Origin of the sequence: Mycobacterium dioxanotrophicus (genome assembly GCF_002157835.1) — a bacterium.
Taxonomy (GTDB): Bacteria; Actinomycetota; Actinomycetes; order Mycobacteriales; family Mycobacteriaceae; genus Mycobacterium; species Mycobacterium dioxanotrophicus.
The window spans coordinates 6,861,564-6,882,431 of sequence record NZ_CP020809.1; the positions used below are offsets into that span (position 1 = coordinate 6,861,564).

The 20,868-nt window shown below is 67.0% G+C and carries 18 protein-coding genes; 5 read left to right on the forward strand and 13 right to left on the reverse strand.

The genetic code is table 11. From position 1 onward, the window contains the following. Window positions 1-14: 14 nt before the first annotated feature. From BTO20_RS33335 to BTO20_RS33350, 4 genes are read right to left on the reverse strand one after another with little or no spacing between them, the layout of a single operon-like run. Window positions 15-1,454, reverse strand: a complete 1,440-nt coding sequence (locus BTO20_RS33335) for a rhamnulokinase (RefSeq protein ID WP_087080377.1) — start codon at window positions 1,452-1,454, stop codon at window positions 15-17. Window positions 1,455-1,482: 28 nt separating this feature from the next. Then, on the reverse strand, window positions 1,483-3,531 hold the full coding sequence (locus tag BTO20_RS33340) for a bifunctional aldolase/short-chain dehydrogenase (protein WP_087080378.1): 2,049 nt from the start codon (window positions 3,529-3,531) through the stop codon (window positions 1,483-1,485). A gap of 3 nt (window positions 3,532-3,534) precedes the next feature. Next, window positions 3,535-4,698 (reverse strand): L-rhamnose isomerase, encoded by a 1,164-nt coding sequence (gene rhaI / locus BTO20_RS33345; RefSeq protein WP_087080381.1) that lies wholly within the window; start codon window positions 4,696-4,698, stop codon window positions 3,535-3,537. Further along, window positions 4,695-6,005: an MFS transporter gene (locus tag BTO20_RS33350; protein ID WP_087080382.1), complete on the reverse strand. Its 1,311-nt coding sequence runs from the start codon at window positions 6,003-6,005 to the stop codon at window positions 4,695-4,697. Before BTO20_RS33350 ends, rhaI begins: the two co-directional genes overlap by 4 nt. A 263-nt stretch (window positions 6,006-6,268) precedes the next feature. Between BTO20_RS33350 and BTO20_RS33355 the strand changes: the two genes are divergently transcribed. Continuing rightward, entirely contained in the window at window positions 6,269-6,712 is a 444-nt protein-coding gene (locus BTO20_RS33355) for an STAS domain-containing protein (protein ID WP_087083028.1), read from the forward strand. 216 nt (window positions 6,713-6,928) lie between these two features. Here the strand turns inward: BTO20_RS33355 and BTO20_RS33360 are convergent, their stop codons facing one another. Then, window positions 6,929-8,140, reverse strand: a complete 1,212-nt coding sequence (locus BTO20_RS33360) for a CaiB/BaiF CoA transferase family protein (protein ID WP_087083030.1) — start codon at window positions 8,138-8,140, stop codon at window positions 6,929-6,931. Between the two features lie 146 nt (window positions 8,141-8,286). Between BTO20_RS33360 and BTO20_RS33365 the strand changes: the two genes are divergently transcribed. Both BTO20_RS33365 and BTO20_RS33370 read left to right on the forward strand, forming a co-directional pair. Beyond that, window positions 8,287-10,179, forward strand: a complete 1,893-nt coding sequence (locus BTO20_RS33365; protein WP_087080384.1) for an acyl-CoA dehydrogenase family protein — start codon at window positions 8,287-8,289, stop codon at window positions 10,177-10,179. A 140-nt stretch (window positions 10,180-10,319) separates the two neighbouring features. After that, complete coding sequence (locus tag BTO20_RS33370; protein WP_232490929.1) at window positions 10,320-10,670, forward strand: hypothetical protein; 351 nt, start codon at window positions 10,320-10,322, stop codon at window positions 10,668-10,670. Here BTO20_RS33370 and BTO20_RS33375 read toward each other — a convergent pair. Further along, window positions 10,635-11,705, reverse strand: coding sequence for an NAD(P)H-dependent amine dehydrogenase family protein (locus BTO20_RS33375; RefSeq protein ID WP_087080386.1), 1,071 nt, complete (start codon window positions 11,703-11,705; stop codon window positions 10,635-10,637). The genes BTO20_RS33370 and BTO20_RS33375 overlap by 36 nt on opposite strands. A gap of 6 nt (window positions 11,706-11,711) precedes the next feature. Continuing rightward, a complete protein-coding gene (locus BTO20_RS33380) occupies window positions 11,712-12,725 on the reverse strand; it encodes a Rieske 2Fe-2S domain-containing protein (protein ID WP_087080388.1) in 1,014 nt (337 codons plus the stop codon). Between the two features lie 56 nt (window positions 12,726-12,781). Between BTO20_RS33380 and BTO20_RS33385 the strand changes: the two genes are divergently transcribed. Beyond that, the gene (locus tag BTO20_RS33385; protein ID WP_087080390.1) at window positions 12,782-13,396 is read left to right on the forward strand and encodes a TetR/AcrR family transcriptional regulator; all 615 of its coding nucleotides are present in this window, start codon (window positions 12,782-12,784) and stop codon (window positions 13,394-13,396) included. On the opposite strand, the gene BTO20_RS33390 is transcribed toward BTO20_RS33385, so the two are convergent. The 4 genes from BTO20_RS33390 to gabT form a co-directional block, all read right to left on the reverse strand. Beyond that, window positions 13,393-13,971 (reverse strand): TetR/AcrR family transcriptional regulator, encoded by a 579-nt coding sequence (locus BTO20_RS33390; RefSeq protein ID WP_087080392.1) that lies wholly within the window; start codon window positions 13,969-13,971, stop codon window positions 13,393-13,395. The two genes, BTO20_RS33385 and BTO20_RS33390, sit on opposite strands and share 4 nt — an antisense overlap. A 78-nt stretch (window positions 13,972-14,049) precedes the next feature. Beyond that, window positions 14,050-15,504: an NAD-dependent succinate-semialdehyde dehydrogenase gene (locus BTO20_RS33395; protein WP_087080394.1), complete on the reverse strand. Its 1,455-nt coding sequence runs from the start codon at window positions 15,502-15,504 to the stop codon at window positions 14,050-14,052. A gap of 10 nt (window positions 15,505-15,514) precedes the next feature. Continuing rightward, window positions 15,515-16,807 (reverse strand): Glu/Leu/Phe/Val family dehydrogenase, encoded by a 1,293-nt coding sequence (locus tag BTO20_RS33400; protein ID WP_087080396.1) that lies wholly within the window; start codon window positions 16,805-16,807, stop codon window positions 15,515-15,517. Further along, window positions 16,804-18,144 carry a 4-aminobutyrate--2-oxoglutarate transaminase gene (gene gabT / locus BTO20_RS33405; RefSeq protein WP_087080398.1) on the reverse strand — a complete coding sequence of 447 codons (1,341 nt, stop codon included), beginning with the start codon at window positions 18,142-18,144 and terminating at the stop codon, window positions 16,804-16,806. The genes BTO20_RS33400 and gabT overlap by 4 nt, the downstream gene beginning before the upstream one ends. Before the next feature lie 116 nt (window positions 18,145-18,260). Between gabT and BTO20_RS33410 the strand changes: the two genes are divergently transcribed. Next, entirely contained in the window at window positions 18,261-19,730 is a 1,470-nt protein-coding gene (locus tag BTO20_RS33410) for a PucR family transcriptional regulator (RefSeq protein WP_087080400.1), read from the forward strand. Here BTO20_RS33410 and BTO20_RS33415 read toward each other — a convergent pair. Further along, entirely contained in the window at window positions 19,715-20,515 is an 801-nt protein-coding gene (locus tag BTO20_RS33415) for an acyl-CoA thioesterase (protein WP_087080402.1), read from the reverse strand. The two genes, BTO20_RS33410 and BTO20_RS33415, sit on opposite strands and share 16 nt — an antisense overlap. Before the next feature lie 30 nt (window positions 20,516-20,545). Further along, entirely contained in the window at window positions 20,546-20,818 is a 273-nt protein-coding gene (locus BTO20_RS33420; protein WP_087080404.1) for a hypothetical protein, read from the reverse strand. Window positions 20,819-20,868: the final 50 nt, after the last annotated feature.

Sequence of the window (20,868 nt, forward strand, 5' to 3'; positions counted from 1 at the left end):
TCACCACGGCACCATCACACCATTGCGGCGGCCCGCTTCGTGCGCGGGACGTACCGGCGCGGCGGAAACCACCGGGCCACCCGCTCACGCAACTGGACCGGGCCCCCGTCGATGAGCCCTTGGGCACGCGCGGTGAGCAGCAGGTTACCGAGGGCGGTGGCCTCGACCGGCCCGGCGAGCAGCGGCACACCGAGCCGGTCGGCGGTGAGCTGGCACAGCAGTTCGTTCTGCGAACCGCCGCCGACGATGTGTACCGTCTGCACGTCGACGCCGGACAGCTCGGCGGCCGTGCGCACCGCTGCGGCGAAGGCCGCGGCCAGGCTTTCCAGAATCACCCGGATCGTCTGCACGTGGCCGGCCGGGGCGGGTCGGTCGTGTTCGGTGTACCACTGGCAGATCCGAGTGGGAATGTCGCCGGGTGTCAGGAAGCGGGGGTCATTGGTGTCGAACACGTCGTCCGACGCCGGCGCCTGCGCGGCTTGTGCCAGCAGGTCTGTGAGCTCGACGCGGTGTCCCTCCCGCTGGTACTGCCGCAGCGTCTCACTGAGCAACCACATCCCCATCACGTTGTGCAGGAAGCGGATCCGGCCGCCGACGCCCACCTCATTGGTGAAGTTGGCCCGCCGCGCATCTTCTGTCGCGACTGGTCCGGTCAGCTCGACACCCACCAAACCCCATGTCCCGCAGGAGATGTACGCGGCGTGATCAGGATCCATCGGGATCGCGGCGACCGCCGAAGCGGTATCGTGCGAGGCCACCGAAACCACCTCGGCGGCACATCCGAGTTGCTCGGCCACGCCGGGCAGCACCCGCCCGCGACCACTGCCGGCCTCCACGAGGTCGGGGAACAGTTGACGCGACAGCCCCAACCGCGCCATCAGCTCACCGTCCCAGGTGCCGTCCAGCCCCAGCAGGCCGGTGGTCGACGCGTTGGTCCGTTCGGCTCCGAGAACACCGGTCAGCCAGTACGTCACCAAATCCGGTATGAGCAACACGGTATCGGCCAACTCGAGCATTCCGTGCGCCCGTTCCTCGGCGAGTTGGTACACGGTGTTGAACGGCAAGAACTGTAACCCGTTGCGGCGGTACAGCTGCTCTGGACCGATCACCGCGTGGACGAGATCGACGCCACGCTCGGTTCGGATATCACGATAGTGGTGCGGTAAGGACAGCAGCCGACCATCGCGGAGCAGACCGTAATCGACGGCCCACGAATCGACCCCGATCCCGACCAGGTTGTCGCAGTCCCGGCCTGCCGCGACCAAGCCGTCCATGACGTGCGCGTACAACCCTGGCACATCCCAGTGCAACGCGTCGCGTGTGCCGTCCCACAGCCGCACCGGGTCATTGGCGAACCGTGCGACGGTCCGCATGTCGAACCGGTCGCCGCCGATGTCGGCGACCATGACCCGGCCGCTGGTCGCGCCCAGGTCGACGGCGGCAACCTGACTCATCGCAGCCCTCGGCTCTTCGCCCAAGCGCTCATCGCAGAAAGGCCGCGGCCACCCCCGCATCCACCGGCACATGCAGCCCGGTGGTGTGGGAGAAGTCCGAGGTGCACAGGGCGAATGCGGCGTTGGCGATGTTCTCCGGCAGCACTTCGCGTTTGAGCAGCGTGCGCTGCGCGTAGTACTTGCCCAGATCCTCCTCGGCGACGCCGTAGACCGCGGCCCGCTTGGCGCCCCAACCGCCGGCGAAGATGCCCGAGCCGCGGACCACACCGTCGGGGTTGATGCCGTTCACCTTGACACCGTGCTCGCCCAGTTCTGCGGCGAGCAACCGAACCTGGTGGGCCTGATCGGCTTTGGTGGCGGAGTACGCGATGTTGTTGGGCCCGGCGAACACCGAGTTCTTCGACGAGATGTAGATGATGTCGCCACCGAGTTTCTGGTCGATCAGCGCTCGCGCGGCCGCCTTCGACACCAGGAACGAGCCGCGCGCCATGACGTTGTGCTGCAGGTCCCAGTCCTCGACCGTGGTGTCCAGCAACGACTTCGACAGCGACAGGCCCGCATTGTTGATCACGATGTCGATCCCGCCGAAGGCCAGGACGGTGGCGTCGATGGCGGCCTGCACCGCGCATTCGTCGGTGACGTCGGCGGCGATGCCGATTGCGATATCAGCGGAGCCGATCGTTGTGTTGATTTCTGACGCAGCCGCTTCCGCCTTTTCCGCGTCGAGGTCAGCGATCACCACGCACGCACCCTCGGCAGCCAACCGCGTGGCGATGGCCTTGCCGATGCCCGACGCCGCCCCGGTGACCAGCGCTATGCGGGTCGCCAACGGTTTGGGCTTGGGCATCCTGGCCAGCTTGGCCTCCTCCAGCGCCCAGTACTCGATGCGGAACTTCTCTGATTCGTCGATGGGGGCGTATACCGAGACCGCCTCGGCGCCCCGCATGACATTGATCGCGTTGAGGTAGAACTCGCCTGCCACCCGGGCGGTCTGCTTGTCCTTGCCGTAGCTGAACATGCCGACGCCCGGGATGAGCACGATCGCCGGATCGGCGCCGCGAATCGCCGGGCTGTCCGCAGTCGCGTGCCGGTCGTAGTAGGCCTGGTAGTCGGCACGATAGGCGCCGTGCAGTTCGGCCAGCCGGGCCTTGGCGTCCTCGATGGACGCATCGGCCCGCAGGTCGAGCACCATCGGCTTGACCTTGGTGCGCAGGAAGTGGTCGGGGCAGCTGGTGCCGAGCTCCGCCAGTCGGGGATGTTCACTGCGGGAAAGGAATTCGAGTACGCGAGGGTCGTCGGTGAAATGGCCGACCTGCGGCTTGTCGGTGGAGGCGAGGCCGCGGATGAACGGGGCGAGTTCGGCGGCCTTGGTCCGGCGCTGTTCGTCGGGCAGCGGTTCGAACCCGGGCAGTGGCGTGCCGAAGGGCTCAGGCTTGCCGTGTTCGGCGATGTAACGCTCGGCGGTTTCGATGATCTCCAGCGAGTTCGCCTCGGCGTCAGCTGATGTCGCGCCCCACGCGGTGATGCCGTGACCCCCGAGGACGGTCCCGATCGCCTGCGGGTTGCGCTCCTTGATGGCCGCGATGTCGAGGCCGAGCTGGAACCCGGGGCGCCGCCAGGGCACCCACACCACCCGGTCACCGAAGATCTTGGCGGTCAACGCCTCACCGTCGACGGCTGTCGCCAGGGCGATGCCCGAGTCGGGATGCAGATGATCGACATGGTCGGCATCGACCAGCCCGTGCATGGCCGTGTCGATCGACGGGGCAGCGCCGCCGCGTCCGTGCAGACAGTAATCGAAGGCGGCGACCATCTCGTCCTCGCGGTCGACACCGGGATACACATCGACCAGCGCCCGCATGCGGTCCAGCCGCAGCACCGCAAGGCCGTTCTCGGTCAGGGTGCCGAGGTCACCGCCGGACCCCTTGACCCACAACAACTCCACGGGTGCCCCGGTGACGGGGTCGGTGTCGGTGCCTTTGGCCGAGGTGTTCCCGCCGGCGTAGTTGGTGTTCTTCGGATCGGCCCCGAGCCGGTTGGACCGGGCGATCAATTCGGCGACACTAGGATTCGTCATACGTCATGCTCCCCATGATGATTGCGTTCCGCCGATGCGCTCGGCGTTGATGGTGTCCTGGTATCCCGAGGCTGCGAAAGCAGCCATCGGATCGGTCGGAAGTCCCCGCTCGGCGCGCCACTGTGCCAGCGCGGGTCGGACGTCGGTGTAGAACGCGTCCATGAAAATCCCGTTGGCGCCCAACACGTCTCCGCTGCTCTGCGCGACCGCCAGTGCGTCTGTGTCGATCAGCAGCACGCGGGCCGTCATCTCCTGGACGTTGAGCACCGACCGGATCTGACCGGGAATCTTCGCCTCGATGTTGTGGCACTGGTCGAGCATCAGCGCGACCTCCGAGTGGGCGTCGAGCCCGCCACCACGCACCACCTCATACAAGATGCGGAACAACTGGAACGGGTCGGCGGCCCCCACGATGAGGTCGTCGTCGGCGTAGAAACGGGAGTTGAAGTCGAACGATCCCAGCTTTCGCAGCCGCAGCAGTTGGGCGACGATGAACTCGATGTTGGTGCCCGGCGCGTGGTGCCCGGTGTCCAGGCACACCATCGCCCGCTCCCCCAGCGCACTCACCTGGGCGTACGCGCTGCCCCAGTCCGGCACGTCGGTCATATACATGGCCGGTTCGAAGAACTTGTATTCCAGCACCATTCGCTGGTCCGGACCGATGTGCTGGTAGATGGATGCCAGCGACTCGGCGAGCCGGTCCTGCCTGTTCCGAATGTCGCCCTGGCCGGGATAGTTGGTGCCGTCGGCGAGCCAGATCTTCAGATCGCGCGACCCGGTCTGATTCATGATCTCGATGCAGGCCAAGTGATGGTCGATGGCCTTCTGCCGCACGGTCTTGTCGGTGTGGGTGAGGCTCCCGAACTTGTAGTCGTCGTCCTGGAACGTGTTGGAGTTGATGGTCCCCAGCCGCACGCCGTGCTCGGCGGCGTAGCTGCCCAGTGCCGCGTAGTCGTCGACGGTGTCCCACGGGATGTGCAGTGCCACGCTCGGCGCCAGACCGGTCAGCCGGTGCACCGTGGCCGCATCGGCGATCTTCTCCCGGACAGTGCGCGGGGTACCGGGCGTGCCGAACACCTTGAAGCGGGTGCCGGAGTTGCCGAAGGCCCACGATGGAAGTTCGATCGCCAGGTTGTCCAGTTCGGCGGGCAGGACGAGGGTGCTCATGCTGCGGTCCTTTCCATGGTGGTGACGACGGGCGCACCGTAACGCTCGACCTCGATCTGCTGCAGCGTCTTGCCGCGGGTGCGCGGGGCGCCGACGGCACCGATCAGCAGCGCCACGGTGAGCAGAGCGACGAGCAAGATCCCGACGGCCGTGAGGCCGGTGGCCGCGAGCAGGGTCGGGAAGAAGTAGCTCAACAGCCCGGTGGCGGTGCGGACGACGAAGAACATGACCCCCTGCGCGCTGGCCCGGTACGGCGTGGCGAACAGCTCGCTGGCCCACAGGCTGTAGAAGGCCTGGGCGCCGATGCCGCTGGCGAGACCCCACAGCACCGCGAAGGCCAGCATGGTCGGCACGCCGCTGTCGGTGAACGCCACCAGCACGATCCAGGCGACGATTCCCAGCACCGCCCCGATCACATAGAGCAGGCGCTGACTCATCCGGTCGGCGTACCGCATGAAGCCGAAGTAGGTGGTGAGCACCGTGCAGCCCCACACCAGAACCTGCAGCAGATTCTGGGCGACCGGGCTGTGCAGCCCGGCGGTGTCATAGACCCGGGGCATGAAGATGCCCGCCTGTCCGGCGACCGTGTTCCAGAACAGGTAGATGCCGCCGAGGAACAACAGAGCGGTGATGTTGACCCGGCGAGAGAACAGTCCGCGCAGTCCGCGCGTGCCGACCGCCGATGCCAGCGAATTCGATTCGTGGCGGCCCTCGTCGGCCCAGATCTGCGATTCGGCCAGGCCCTGCCGCACCCACCAGACCACGGCGGCGACGACGAAGAGGTGGCCGAACACCAAGCGGGAGCCGATCAGTCCGAGCGGGGCAAGCGCGGCCGCCAACGCGAACCCGATGAGCGGTCCGATCGACCAGGCCAGCTGTGCGGTGCCGACGTGCTTGGCCCGGGCGGTCGACGGTGCCTGTTCGGCGATGTAGGTCCACGACGCGGGGACACCGGCGCCGACCGCGATACCGGTGATGACGAATGCGGCGAGCAGCATGGCGTAGTTCACCGCGAACGCGGCGAGCAGCACGCCGGCCATGTAGACCAGCAGATCGTATGTGTAGATTGCCTTGCGCCCGAAGCGATCACACAGCGGACCACCCAGAATCGCACCGATCGCTGCGCCAAAAGCGTTGGCGCTCAACGCCGCCAGCAATCCGACTGCGAAGTTTCCGATCCCGAAGGCCGCCTGCCAGAACCCCAGACTGGTGGCGATCGCGATGATCGACCCGGCCTCGATGTAGTTCGACATGGCGACCGCGATGGTGGCCCGCCACCCGGTTGTGGAGCGTGCTCCGATCTTCATGGACCGCCTCTCCCGCTGGGCCGCAAAATTGAAACGTTTCAATTCGTGATGGCGGTCACGTTAGAGGATCGGGTGCGACCCCGTCAAGGCCCCGGCAGCCCCATCCGGACCGATTCCGCTACTGACCAGTACGAATTCAGGTTCTTAGCAAAGTATTAACGGCAGCACCCAGCCGCCTTAGATTGCCCACTTAGCGTTGGGGACAGGTTGAAGCGATGACGCACAACCCAGCAAGCACAGGAACCACCGAAGGGAGGCTGATCATGACTATCACGACCAACACCCCGGCTTCGGACGGCAATTTTCGGTACGTGAACCAGGCGCTCGTCTGCGACGGTGCCTCGATCCGATCACAGTGCCGACAGCTGGCCACGGTGGTGACGATCAAGGGCGACGTCAACACTTTCAACATCGACACCATCACCGCATACGTGCGCCGGTCCACTCTTCCCGAGAAGCCACTGGTCGTCGACATGAGCGGCGTGACGGGCTTTGCCTCGCAGTCGATTTCGTTGTTCTACGACGTTGACGAGCGCTGCGGCGCACTCGGTGTCGATTGGGCCGTGGTCGCGAGCGACGCCGTCATCTCCGAGCTCCACGACATCGGCGTGCCGGTCACCGCGTCCGTGGCCGAAGCACTGCACCACTTCGCCGAAGGCAACCTGGCTCGCCGCCGGCTGCTCCCCCTGCTTACCAAGAGTGCCTGAGAGAAAGGGCCACCACCATGCTGATCGACGTTCGATGGCTGACAATGCTCCTGGGTCGCCGGCGCCGGGTCGCCCACCACCGGCACCTGCTCGCCCACTGAGACCTGCCGGGTGAACACCCGGCTACTCACCACCGCGAAACCGACGGCGTGCTGCAGAGGTTATCTGCACGCACGTCGTCGGTTTCGCTTTTGAGGCGCTCAGGCAATCAGGCGCTCAGGCAATGGCGCCGGAATCCTTGAGCTGGGCGATCCTGTCCCAGTCGATGCCCAGCTCCATCAACACCAGTTCGGTGTGTTCGGAGGCCTGCGGCGCCCGCGTGGTCTCCAGCGGCTCGTGGTTGAACTGCACGGGCCCACGCACCACCCGGAAGGGCTTACCGTCCGCGCCCTCGACCTCCACGATCATGTCGTTGGCGATGGCCTGCTCGTCGGTGGCCAGGTCGACCAAGCTCTGGAACGGCGCCCACTGACCTTTCATCGTCGTGAGGTGCTTGCGCCAGTACTCGAAAGGCTTGCTCCGGATGGCGCCGGCGATCAGCTCCGCGGCCGCCTCCGCGTTCTCGATGAGCGGTAGCACATCGGAGAACCTCGGGTCGTCGGCCAATTCGGGCAGCCCGAGGTGCTCGAACGCGTCCCTGATGTAGCCGGTGGGGCTCACGATGCACAGGTTGATGGTGCCGCCGTCGGACGTCAGATAGTTACCGAGAAACGGGTTCACCGTGGGGCCGACCGAGTCCGGCATCACCGAACGCATCGTCTCGCCGCTCTCCATGCCTTGAGTGACGCTCGCGCCGGCGGCCCACCATGCGGTGCTGAGCAGTGACACGTCGATCTCGGTCGTCTCTCCGGTCCGTTCCCGGTGAAACAGCGCCGCGGCGATGCCCCCGGCGATGTTCATGCCACCGATGGAATCCCCGAACGCCGGGATGCCCTGCGACAGGGCACCGCCGAGTTCCTCGGGTGTCAGCGCATGACCGACCCCGCTGCGGGTCCAGAACGCGGTGCCGTCGAAACCGCCGACCATCCGCTCCGGCCCTTTGTCGCCGTAGGCGCTACCCCTGGCATAGATGATGTCCGGATTGACCGCGCGGATGTGCTCGACGTCGAACTTGTTCTTCTGCCGGGCCTGCGGCATGTAGTTGGTCAGGAACACATCGGCGGTCTTGGCGATCTCGTAGAGGACCTCCTGACCACCCGGGGTCGACACATCGATGCCGACGCTGCGCTTGCCCCGGTTGGGATGTTCGATGAGCGGATGCCGGTCGGGGTCGAGCTCGAAACCGCCCATGTGGATGAAACCGCGCTGGGTGTCGCCCCGCAGCGGGTGTTCTACCTTGACGACATCGGCGCCCCAGTCGGCGAGGATGGCACCTGCCGCCGGCACGAACGTGAACTGCGCGACCTCCAAGATCCGGACACCCTGCATCACCATGGTCGCCATCGCACCCCTTCAACCGTTGGACTTACGGTAAGTGTAGCGAGAAGAGGGCGCGTGAACCGCGCGGATTGCGGGTACCCCCGACCTCGGATGGCGTTGCCGTCCAGTTGCGCGTGAACTGATGGAGGTCCGCGATGACCGTCAGCGAAGAAGTCAACGAACGGCAGGCCAGGCAGGTTGCCGAGGAGGCCCGCGAAGCGCAGTGGCACCAGCCCAGTTTCGGCAAGGAGCTGTTCCTCGGCAGATTGCGGTTGGATCTGGTCTATCCGCATCCTCGGGGGCCGGCCGAGAAGACCCAGCGGGGCGAGGCGTTCCTGGCCCGGCTCCGGGAATTCTGCGAAACGCAGATCGACGCGGGGGTGATCGAACGAGAGGCCCAGATCCCGGACGCGGTGATCCGGGGTCTGAAGGAGCTCGGCGCGTTCGGCATGAAGATCGGCACCGAGTACGACGGACTCGGCCTGTCGCAGGTGTACTACAACAAGGCGCTCGCCCTGGTCGGCTCCGTGCATCCCTCGCTGGGCGCGCTGCTTTCGGCGCACCAGTCGATCGGCGTCCCGCAGCCGGTCGCGATGTTCGGCACCGAGGAGCAGAAACGCACCTGGCTGCCTCGCTGCACCCGCGAGATCAGCGCGTTCCTGCTGACCGAACCCGACGTGGGAAGCGACCCTGCCCGGCTGCATGCGACGGCCACACCCGACGGTGACGACTACGTACTCAACGGCGTCAAACTGTGGACCACCAACGGTGTGATCGCGGATCTCCTCGTGGTGATGGCTCAGGTGCCCGCGAGCCAGGGACATCGGGGCGGCATCACCGCCTTCGTCGTCGAAGCCGACACGCCCGGGATCGTCGTGGCGAACCGCAATCGGTTCATGGGGTTGCGCGGCATCGAGAACGGCCTGACCCGGCTGACCGATGTCCGGGTGCCCGCGGCCAACCGCATCGGCAGCGAAGGGGAAGGGCTGCGAATCGCGTTGTCCACACTCAATGTTGGACGCCTGTCGCTGCCTGCGGTGTGCACGGGAACGGCGAAGTGGTGCTTGAAGATCGCCCGCGAATGGTCGAAGGAACGGGTCCAGTGGGGTCGTCCGGTCGGTGAGCACGACGCCGTGGCCGGCAAGGTGGCATTCATCGCGGCCACCGCCTACGGGATCGAGGCCATGGTCGAGCTGGCGGGCGAGTTGGCCGACGCGGGCCGCACCGACATCCGGATCGAGGCCGCGCTGGCCAAGCTCTACGGCTCGGAGATGGCGTGGTTGATCGCCGACGAGCTGGTGCAGATCCGGGGTGGACGCGGTTTCGAAACCGCCGAGTCGCTGGCTGCCCGCGGCGAGCGTGGCGTGCCCGCCGAGCAGGTCCTGCGCGACATGCGGATCAACCGCATCTTCGAAGGCTCCACGGAAATCATGCATTTGATGCTCGCCCGGGAGGCGGTGGATGCCCACCTGTCGGTGGCCGGCGACATCATCGACCCCGAGGCCGACCTGCGCCAGAAGGCGAAGGCGGCCGCACAGGCCGGCAAGTTCTACGCCCGCTGGCTGCCCACACTGGTGACCGGTAAAGGCCAGCTGCGCACGTCGTACTCCGAGTTCGGGCCGCTCGCCGAACATCTGCGTTACGTCGAACGCGCCAGTCGCAAACTCGCGCGCAGCACCTTCTACGCGATGTCGCGGTGGCAGGGCGGGCTCGAGCACAAGCAACGATTCCTGGGCCGCATCGTCGACATCGGTGCGGAGCTCTTCGCGATCACCGCGGCCTGTGTCCGGGCTCAGTGCGACGAGATGAACGACGGCGCCGGCGACCTCGCCGACGCATTCAGCCGTCAGGCCCGGGTCCGGGCCGATCAGCTGTTCGAGCAATTGTGGGACAACAGCGACGAGTCCGACCGGTCGCTGGCAAAAGATGTGCTGGAGGGTCGCTACACCTGGCTCGAGCGCGGGATCGTCGACCCGTCCATCGAGGGACCGTGGATCGCCCAGGAAGGCGGCACTGTCGGCGAAGACGTGCACCGGCACATCCGATGAACGACCTATCGAAGGCACCACCTCAGAAGTAAACTGGGCAAATTATGGCGTCGGCGAACGCGCATGGCGGCGAATGGGGATATTGGCCTCATCCGGTGCATATGCGTGATCACTGCCTGAGTCGCCGGCAGGCACGGCAGATGAGTCGTCGATTCGCGGACGTCGGTGTCGGGATCGCCGCAGCCCGTCTTCGCGAGATCGCCACCGGCGCCCCCGCCTCCGAAGCGGAGTTGACCGACGTCGAGTTCGCCGTCTGGGCAAGCGAGTTCAAGCATGACGAATTCTTGGCCAAGTTCGAGCGGGCCAAGCGGGAGTGTCTGAAAGGACTCGTCGTCGTCGTCATGGCTGTCGTCATGCTGGCGTTCCTGTTGTCCGCGGTCGTGTGCGTGTTGAGCGCGACGTTGCACACCACACCGTTCAACAACGGTCAGATGTGGCAGCCGGTCATCCCCTCCTTACTTGAACCGGCCGGCGAAACCCCGCAGTGGTAGATCCGCGCTCGTGACCAGGCCGGGCGCAGCGGCGACGACCGATTTGATGGCATTGAGCGCAGGCAGACCGGTGACCGTCATCCCGATCGATGCGAAGCTGCTGGGGTCGGACAGGTCCACTCCCGGTTTCGGGAAGATCATGTGCTTGTTGTAGACGCACGGGTCACCCATGATCTGAGTGATGTAGCAGCCCTTGATATCCCAACTGGGGTCGGTGTGCGGGGTCATCTGCCACTCGAGATGCGTTTCGATCTTGGGCTCACCGTCGACCAGACCTTGGTATGTGATGTAGCTGCCGCCGAGTGAGCCCTTGGGCAGCCGATACCAGCCGAGGTCGACGTCCTTGGTGCACGCGCCGAGTTCGTAGCTGAACGTGACCTCGTCCAGTGGCATGTCGAAGCAGTCTGCCATCAACAGCACACTGTCGGCGAACACCCGGGTGTATTTCTCCAGCATGCCGGGCAGGCGTGGATCATCAACCGGCAGACCGTAACCCACCTCTTTCCAGGTATCCGCCGAGTGGTGGCACGACACGTCGACGGATTCGATGGTCGTGACATTGGTGATCTCGGCGACGTCGGCAGAGCACACCACCCCGAGAATCTGGTTCAGGCCGGGATTCATGCCGGTGCCGTAGAACGTCGCACCACCCTTCGCGCAAGCCTCCGCGAGCAGCTCCGAGACCTTCCTGCCCGAGGCATGCGGATGGTTGGTGTCGCGGTGCCAACCGGTGATCCAGTCCGCTGTGGTGACGATGTTGATGCCCGCCTCGAGAACTTTCACGTAGAGGTCCTCGTCGGGGAATACGCCGTGGAATGTGACGACATCCGGTCTGGCGGCGATGATTTCGTCGATCGATCCGGTGGCGATCACCCCGTTGGGTGCCAGCCCGGCGATCTCACCGGCATCCCTACCGATCTTTTCCGGTGTGTAGCAATGCAACCCGATCAGCGTCAGGTCGGGGTGAGCGGCGATGCGCTTGATCATCTCGGTGCCCACATTGCCGGTGGCCACCTGGAAGACGCGGATGGTCATGTGATCTCAGCCTTTCGTGGCAAGGTCCGCGGCGCTGCCGCCCAGACCGTCCGGATAAAACTGCATCGCCCACTTGCGGATCGCGGTGAAGCCCTCGTACTCGGCGGCGGCCAGGGCCGGCGGATCCGAATACCGTTGGTGCGACCAGATGTGGATGTCCTGAGTGAACTGCCGGATGACTTCGTCGCCGAACAGTTGAGCCCGCGCGGCGATCTTCTCGTCGTCGCGGCCGGGGGTCCGGCCGATGTAGACCATGAAGCGCACGTCGGAGGTCCGGTCGTCGACGGGCGTGACCGCCGAGATGGTGCGGTTGTCGATCATGCCCCAGCTCTTGGTCACCGCTATGCCCAGCCCGCCGTTGATGGCCTCGACGCCGCTGGTGACGTCCTCGATCTTCTGCGCATCGTCACCTTCGAAGGTGATGGTGAAATCGACGTAAGACCAAGGGTCGGCGAAGTCGTGCCGCGTGAACACCGGGACAATAGGAGTCTGGTGCACGAACTTGAAATGGGCGAAGTCAACGCCGTTTTCGAGCACGTACTGCGGATGAAGCTCCAGGTCCTGACGGAACAACCGCTGCTGCGGGTAGTAGTCGGCGTCGGTCTTCGCACCGAAGTCGGCGAAGATGTCGGGCACCTCGAAGTACGGGTCGCGGCCTTGGACGTCATGCCACATGTAGACCGACGCATTGCGTTCGGCCACCGGGTAGGTGCGCATGCGGCGGCCGCGGTTGGGACGGTCCTGGTACGGGATACACACATTGCGGCCTTCGTGGTTCCACTGCCAGCCGTGGAACGGGCATTGGATGACCTCGCCTTCGACGTGTCCGCCATAGCCAAGGTGTGCGCCGAGGTGTTCGCAGTAGGCGTCCATCACCGTCAACTGTCCGGATTGCGCACGCCAGGCGACCATTTCGCGATCGAAGTACTTCATCCGGTGCACCTCGCCCGCACCGATCTCGTCCGACCACGCCACCTGGAACCAGCCCGTCGGCTTCATCGACAACGGCGGTTTTGCCATGGCTCGAGAATCACAGAGGGTTCTATCAAAGTCAATACTCGCGTAGCATCCCGGAAATGACCGAGCGGCGCACCAACCGGCGTGGCCAGGCAAGCCGCGAGAGCATGCTGGACGCCGCGGTCCATGCGCTCGCCTCGGGTGCGCCGGGCTCGGTATCGGGCAACCGCATCGCCAAGGATGCGGGTGCCACGTGGGGCACGGTCAAGTACCAGTTCGGCGACATCGACGGCCTCTGGGCGGCGGTGTTGCGCCACACCGCCGAACGCCGGGGGCAGATGCCATCGCACGCTGTGCCGCACGGCACGCTGGCCGAGCGCGTCACCGGCATCCTCGATGTCATGTACGACGGACTGACCGCCACGGATTCTCGCGCGATCGAGAATCTGCGCGCAGCCCTGCCCCGGGACAGAGCTGAGTTGGAACGCCTCTATCCGCAGACCGCTGCCGAGCTCGCGTCGTGGCAGCGGACATGGATCGAGGACTGCCAGAAGGCATTTGCCGATCTGGACGTCGATCCGGCCCGGGTGCGGGAGGTGGCGCTGTTCATCCCGGGCGCCATGCGCGGCATCACCTCAGAACGGCAGCTGGGCACCTACATCGACCTCGACGAGGCGCGCCGCGGCCTGTCCAAGGCGATCGTCGCGTACCTGGAGAATTCGCAGACCCGTTAGCCCCGCAGCGCACCAACCACCACGCGCTGCAACTGCTCCCCCACCCGGTCCAGCGGGTCGGCGCTGCGCTCGGCACGACACATCGCCACCGCGCCCTCGACCGCGGCGACGATCAATGTGGCTGTCCCCATGGCCTGTTCGCGGTCACAGCCGTTATCTCGCAGGGCCGCCGCGAGGATGGACACCCAGTTGCTGAACGCGAAGACCGCCGCTTCCCGCGGTGCGCCATCTTCGTCGGGCACGTCATCGACACACACGGCCAGGACCGGACATCCGGCCCGGAACTCGCTGTCCACCAGGATTTTGCGCCACATGCCGAGGAATGCCCGCAGTCCTTCCTGCGGACCGGCAGCCATCGCGTGGACAAGTGCGCGCGCGGTGATGTCATCGGCCCAGCGCACGGCTTCGGCGGCGAGCTGATACTTCCCGCCGGGAAAGTAGTGGTAGGTCGAGCCCAGGGGGGCGCCGGCGTGCTTGGCCAGCTCACGCACACTTGCAGCGTTCAGGCCGCGGCGCCTGAGCATGTCGGCCGTGCCCGCTATCAGGCGCCCTCGTGCATCGAGCCCGTCGACCATGCGTCGCACCCCTCACTATGACGACCGTTTAGCGCAGATTACCTGCAGCTATAACGGTCGTCATAAGCGACACGCGGGTCAGTCGAACGCCACGCTGAAGTACTGCGTCTCCTGGAATTCGTGCAGGCCCTCCCGAGCGCCCTCGCGTCCGAGACCACTCTGCTTCATCCCGCCGAACGGTGCCGACGGGTCCGACACGATGCCCCGGTTGATACCGACCATGCCGGCGTCGATGGACTCGGCCAGTCGCAGGGCATCCTGCAGACGGCCCGCGTAAACGTATGCCGCCAAACCGTATTCGGTGTCGTTCACCCAGCCCAGCAGCTCGTCCCGATCCTCCCACACCACCACCGGCGCGACGGGCCCGAAGATCTCGTCGGCGAGGATCGCCGCGTCGGGGGCGACCCCGGTGAGCAGGGTCGGCGCGACGTACCAACCATCGGCGGGCACGTGGGCCTGCGCGGCGATCGTGGCACCGTCGGCGACCGCAGCCTCGACCGCGCCACGCACGCGCTCAGCGGCCCGAGGGCTCACCAGCGGGCCGACCTGCGACGCCGGATCCGCCGCCGGGCCGACCCGCAGGGCGGCGACCTCGGCGCCGAAGCGCGCGACGAACTCGTCGACCACCGCGGCGTGCACATAGAACCGGTTGGCCGCGGTGCAGGCCTGCCCGCCACCGCGGAACTTGGCGATCATCGCGCCTTGCACGGCGGCCTCGATGTCGGCGTCGGCCGTCACCACGAACGGGGCGTTGCCGCCGAGTTCCATGCTGGCCTTGACAATTCGATCGGCGGCCTGCTTGAGCAGCACCCGGCCGACGCCCGTGGACCCGGTGAACGAGATCTTGCGGACCCGCTCGTCGGCGAGCCAGGCCGACACCACAGCCCCGGCGTCGGTGGTGGGCACCACGTTGACGACACCCTCGGGTACACCCGCGTCGGACAGGATCCGCGCGATCGCCAATGCGGTCAACGGGGTTTCGGCGGCAGGCTTGAGCACCACGGTGCAGCCCGCGGCCAGCGCGGGGGCGATCTTGCGGGTTGCCATGGCGGCCGGGAAGTTCCACGGCGTCACCAGTGCGGCCACCCCGACCGGCTTGTGCGTCACCAAGGTGCGCGCAGCGCCCGCCGGGCTGATTCCGTAGCCGCCGTCGGTACGCACGGCCTCCTCGCTGAACCAGCGGAAGAACTCGGCGGCGTACATCACCTCGGCGCGGGCGTCGGTCTGCGGCTTGCCGTTCTCGGCGCAGATCAGCGCGACCAGACGGTCGGCATCGGCGATCATGAGATCGTATGCGCAGCGCAGGATTTCGCTGCGGTTGCGCGGCGCCATGGCAGCCCAGGAACGAAAGGCCCGGTGTGCGGCGTCGACTGCGGCCGTGGCGTCGGCCACCGTACCGTCGGACACATCGGCGATGACGGAGCCGTTCGCCGGGTCGTGCACCTCGAAGGTCGTTGCGGTGCCGTGCGCCCGGCCGTCGATCAGGATGCCGTGTTTGGCGTCGAGTTCGGCGATGGCTTTCTGGTAGTTCACGGTCGGCTCCCTAGGGGTAGAGCCCGCGCAGCTGCGCGGCCTGGGCGACGCGTTCCACGGCCAGGCAGGTGGCCGCGGTACGCAGGGGAAGATTCAATTTGGCGGCGTGCGCGCAGACCTCGTCCCACGCGGTGAGCATGCGCTCGGCCAGCCGTGACTCGACCTCGTCGGCCCGCCACCAGTACGCCTGATTGGCCTGCACCCATTCGAAGTACGAGACGATGACACCGCCGGCGTTGGCCAGGATGTCCGGCACCACAAGGCGACCCGCGTCGTTCAGCACCAGGTCGGCCTCGGGCGTGGTGGGGCCGTTGGCGCCCTCGACCACAACCTGCGCCCGGATCTTGTGCGCGTTGGCAGCGGTGATCACACCTTCGATGGCGGCGGGCACCAGCAGGTCGACGTCGCTCTCCAACAGGTCGGCGCCCGAGATCTCGACCCCGCCGGGGAAACCGACCACCGAACCGGTGGCGGCGACGTGGTCTTCGAGGGCAGGCACGTCGAGTCCCGTGGCATTGGCGACGGCACCGTACTGATCGGACACCGCGACCACCCGGACACCCTCGTCGAAGAGGAACCGGGCGGCATGCCGGCCGACCTTGCCGAAACCCTGGACCGCCGCGGATGATCCGTCGACCGTGATACCGCGCGAGCGCATCGCGGCCAGCGCCACGTGCACCACACCGCGGGAGGTCGCGGTGGCCCGGCCCAGGGAGCCGCCGAGGCTCACGGGCTTGCCGGTGGTGACGCCAAGGACGGTGTGGCCCTTCTGCACCGAGTAGGTGTCCATGAGCCAGGCCATGGTGTTCTCGTCGGTGCCCACGTCAGGCGCCGGGATGTCGTGGGCCGGGCCGATCAGCGGGCTGATCTCGCTGGTGTAGCGCCGCGTGACGCGCTCGAGTTCAGCGGTGCTGTATTGCCGCGGGTCGATGCGGACCCCGCCCTTGGCGCCGCCGTAGGGCACGTCGAGCAGGGCGCACTTCCACGTCATCCACATGGCCAGCGCCCGCACCTCGTCGAGGGTGACGTCCGGCGAGTAGCGCAGACCGCCCTTGGCGGGACCGCGGGAAACGTTGTGCTGCACGCGATGTCCGATGAGCAGCTCGATGTCGCCGTTGGCGCGGCGCAGCGGGATGCCGACCGTGACCTCACGGCGCGGGGTGGCCAGCACGTTGTACACGCCGTCGTCGTAACCGAGGATCGTGGTCGCCTCACGCAGCTGGGAGCGGGCGTCGTCGAGCGGATTGAGCGCGACGGGCGCTTCCGGCGCGGGCGCCTGCGGCACTTCCGTCGCGATGGTCATGCGATCTCCGCGAAGGCGGCGGCCAAGATGTCCAGACCTTCGTTGAGCAGGTGGTCGGGCATCGACAGCGGCGGCAGGAAGCGCAGCACGTTGCCGTAGGTGCCGCAGGTGAGGACGACCAGGCCCTGGGCATGCGCCGCGGCGGCGACGCGCTTGGTCAGATCGGCATCGGGCTCGATGGTGCCGGGCTTGACCAGCTCGATGGCGACCATGGCGCCGCGACCACGCACATCGCCGATCCGCGGATCGCCCGCGGCCATCGCGGTGAGCCGGCTGATCATGGTCTCCCCCATGGCCGCGGCCCGCGCGACGAGCTGCTCACGCTCGATGGTCTCGACGACGGCGAGGGCCGCCGCACAGGCGAGCGGGTTGCCGCCGTAGGTGCCGCCGAGCCCACCCGCGTGCGGGGCGTCCATGATTTCGGCGCGGCCGGTGACCGCGGACAGCGGCAGGCCGCCTGCGATGCCCTTGGCGGTGACGATCAGGTCCGGCACGAGGCCCTCGTGCTCGCAGGCGAACATCGCGCCGGTGCGGGCGAACCCGGTCTGCACCTCGTCGGCGACGAACACCGCGCCCGCGGTCGTGCACCAGTTCTGCAGAGCGCCCAGGAAGCCGGGAGCAGGGACGATGAAGCCACCCTCGCCGTGGATCGGCTCGATGACCACGGCGGCGACGTTCTCGGCGCCGACCTGCTTCTCGATGAGGTCGATGGCCCGGGCGGCCGCGGCGGCGCCGTCGATCTCGCCGTCGCGCAGCGGGAACGAGGTCGGCACGCGGTACACCTCGCCGGCGAACGGCCCGAAGCCGTTCTTGTACGGCTGGTTCTTGGCAGTCATCGCCATGGTCAGGTTGGTGCGGCCGTGGTAGGCGTGGTCGAACACGACGACGGCCTGGCGGCGGGTGTGGGCGCGGGCGATCTTGACCGCGTTCTCGACAGCCTCGGCGCCGGAGTTGAACAGCACGGTGCGCTTGTCGTGATCACCCGGGGTGAGCCGGTTGAGTTCCTCGGCGACCCGTACGTAACCCTCGTAGGGCGTGACCATGAAGCAGGTGTGCGTGAAGGCCGCGACCTGCTGGCTGACGGCGTCGACGACGGCCGGGGCGCTGTTGCCGACGGTGGTCACGGCGATGCCGGAACCGAAATCGATGAGCTGGTTACCGTCCGCGTCGACCAGGATGCCGCCGCCGGCGGCGACGACGTACACCGGCAGGGTGGCTCCGACGCCGCGGGCCACCGCGGACTCCTTGCGGGCGTGCATCTGCTGCGAGACGGGTCCGGGAATGGCTGTGACGAGCCGGCGTTCCTGTGCGATGGCCGAAAGCTCCGTGGTGGTCACGTGCTCCTCCTAAAAACTACTGAGCGGTATTGCTGACCACGTTAGGGAGACCGGCGTCACTCCGTCATGTCAAGGACGCACAATTCCATAACGTCAAACTGTGCAAAAATGGCGGCATGCTCACGGTCGGCGACATCCTGCGATCCGAAGCGTTGGGGCTGCAGGGGATCCATGTCCCGCGGCCCGATGCCGATGTCCGCTGGGTGGCCACCAGCGAACTGGCCGATCCGGCGCCCTTTCTGGAGAGCGGCGAGATCCTGCTGACCACGGGCCTTGAGACGGGCCGCTGGCGCACGGAGTGGGACGGGTACGTGCAGCGGCTGGCGCAGGCCCGGGTGGCCGCCATCGGCATGGCGACCGGGTTGACCCACGCCGAGACGCCGACGGGCCTGATCACTGCGTGCCGGATCCACGACGTGAACCTGTTCGAGGTACCGCGCCAGACCACGTTCGTCGCGATCAGCAGGCACATCGCGCAGCTGCTCGAAGAACAGGAGTCCACTGCCGCCCGCGAAGCCCTCACGACCCAGCGCCAGCTGATCTCCGCGGCGGCCAAACCCGACCCGACGACAGCGGTCATCACGGCTCTGGCCCAGGCCGTCAACGGCGCGGTGTGCCTGATGGCCCCCGACGGCCGAGTACTGACCGGCCCGGTCGGACCGCGGCGCGCGGACTTCCCACTCGATGAGGTCGAGGAAGATGTCCGTCGGCTCCACGCACACGGCAGACACTCGGCGGCGGTTCAGTCCCGCCCGGGCCAGTCGGTGTCGGTCTATCCCATCGGGTTGCGCGGCAGACCATCGACCTATCTGGCCGCGATGGGCCCGATGCGGCTGTCCGACGGGCAGCGGCATGCGGTCACCACCGCGGTGGCCGTGCTCGGCCTCGTCGACGAGCAGGACCGCAGTCGCGCCAGGACCCGGCGGCACCTGCGTGGGCGAGCCGTCGAGCTCGTGGTCGGAAATGATTCCAGGACAGCTCAATTGGTGCTCGATGTGGACTGGCCGGTGCCTGTGCTGCCGGAGCGGGTCCGCATTCTGCGTGCGACGGGGCCCGAGCACGACACCGATGACGCGATGTCGGCGCTGGAACGACGCGGCATGCTGGCCGGGATGGTGGCGGGCGAACTGTGCGCGGTCCTGACGCCGGAACAGACGCAGCAGGCCGCAGACCGGCTGGACCAGACCGGTCTGCTGATCGGCATCGGCCATGCCGTGCCGCTGGCCGACGCCGCCGCCGGCTACCGCACCGCCGGTCTGGCCCTGGCCCAGGCCACCCCCACCGCGCGCGTGGTGAACTGGGACCGCGTCATCGGCGATGGTCCGCTGGGTTTGATCGACCCGCAGCGGGCCGCGGCGTTCGCCGAATCATGGTTGAGCGACCTGGATTCCGAACAACTGGAGACACTGCGCTGCTTCCTGCGCCATCACGGATCCCGGCTCAAGGTCGCCGAGGAACTCGGCCTGCACCGCAACACCGTGCGCAACCGGCTCGAGGCCATCGAGGCGGTGCTTCCGGGAAAGCTCGACGATCCGCAGACCCGGGTCAGCGCCTGGATCGCGTTGCAGGTTCAGCCGTTGAAGTAGACGAACTGGTGAGTGGTGGCCAGCAGCGCACCGGCGCGGCCCCACAGCTGAGCAGTCTGGTCGAGGTAGCCGCCGGAGAACCGGTGCGCCCGTGCCGTCGCGAGGACGAAATCGTCGCCCTGAACGGTGATCTCGTGTTCGTCGGCGTGGAAATAGATCGTCATCGTGACGGTGCCCGCCGGCAGAGCCCGGCCGAGGCGCAGGTAGACACGCGGATAGAAGATGTCGCAGAGGGCGGTCAGCGCCGCGAAATCCATGGGGCGAGGCGGGTTGTCCCGTACCCACAGCGTGGTGACCGACACCTCCGAGCCGCCCTCCTCGGGGTCGGGGAAGGCACCGTCGACGAACCGCATGTCGTAGTTGTCGAACCACACCAGGTCGAACGGGGGCCGCGACCGGGTGATCTCCTCGGGCCGTGGTGCCGGCGGCGCGACGATCTCGGTAGCCGACCAGGTGTCCCGCCGCAGCCCGAATACCGCTGTGGCCGAAGTCTTGACGTCACCGTCCTGGCTCAGTTCGAGAATCCAGTGCTGATTGGAGCGATTGGTCTTGATCGCCCGCGTGGAGATCAGGAAATCTCCGTCGACGATCGGCGCCAGGTAGTTGACGGTCAGGGCGATCGGCCGGCCGTGGCGGTCCGGTTGCAGTTCGATTGCTCGCAACAGGGTGGCCGCTGTGATCCCGCCGAAGGGCCCCACCATGTTGGCCCATTCCGGCATCGTCCGGCCGCGCAGCCGCCCGTCACCGGCCGGTTGCAGCTCCAGCGCCTTGTCGAAGCAATTCACTCCGACAGCGTAGGCAGGGGCCGTTCGTGTTCAGCAGGGGTCGCCCGGTGGGGTGTAGTACGGCACGCCTTCGACCGTGTAGCACGGGATCTCGCCCGGCACGTACGGCACGTGAGCCGCGGCGATGGCGGCACCGGTGGCGACGTCGCCGGCGATGTTGGTGCAGCCGCCCGCGGCGAAGTGCCGGCCGTCTGCGCCCGCACACACGTCGGCTCCCGCCGCTGGTGCACTGATCAGGGGTACGAATGCCGTTGCGGCCGCAAATAAGCCGGCGGACAACAGCGTCGTGGTGCGCTTGGCCATGTGATGCTCCTACTTGTCCAACTGATGGCCCCGATGGCTGTCATCGTGAC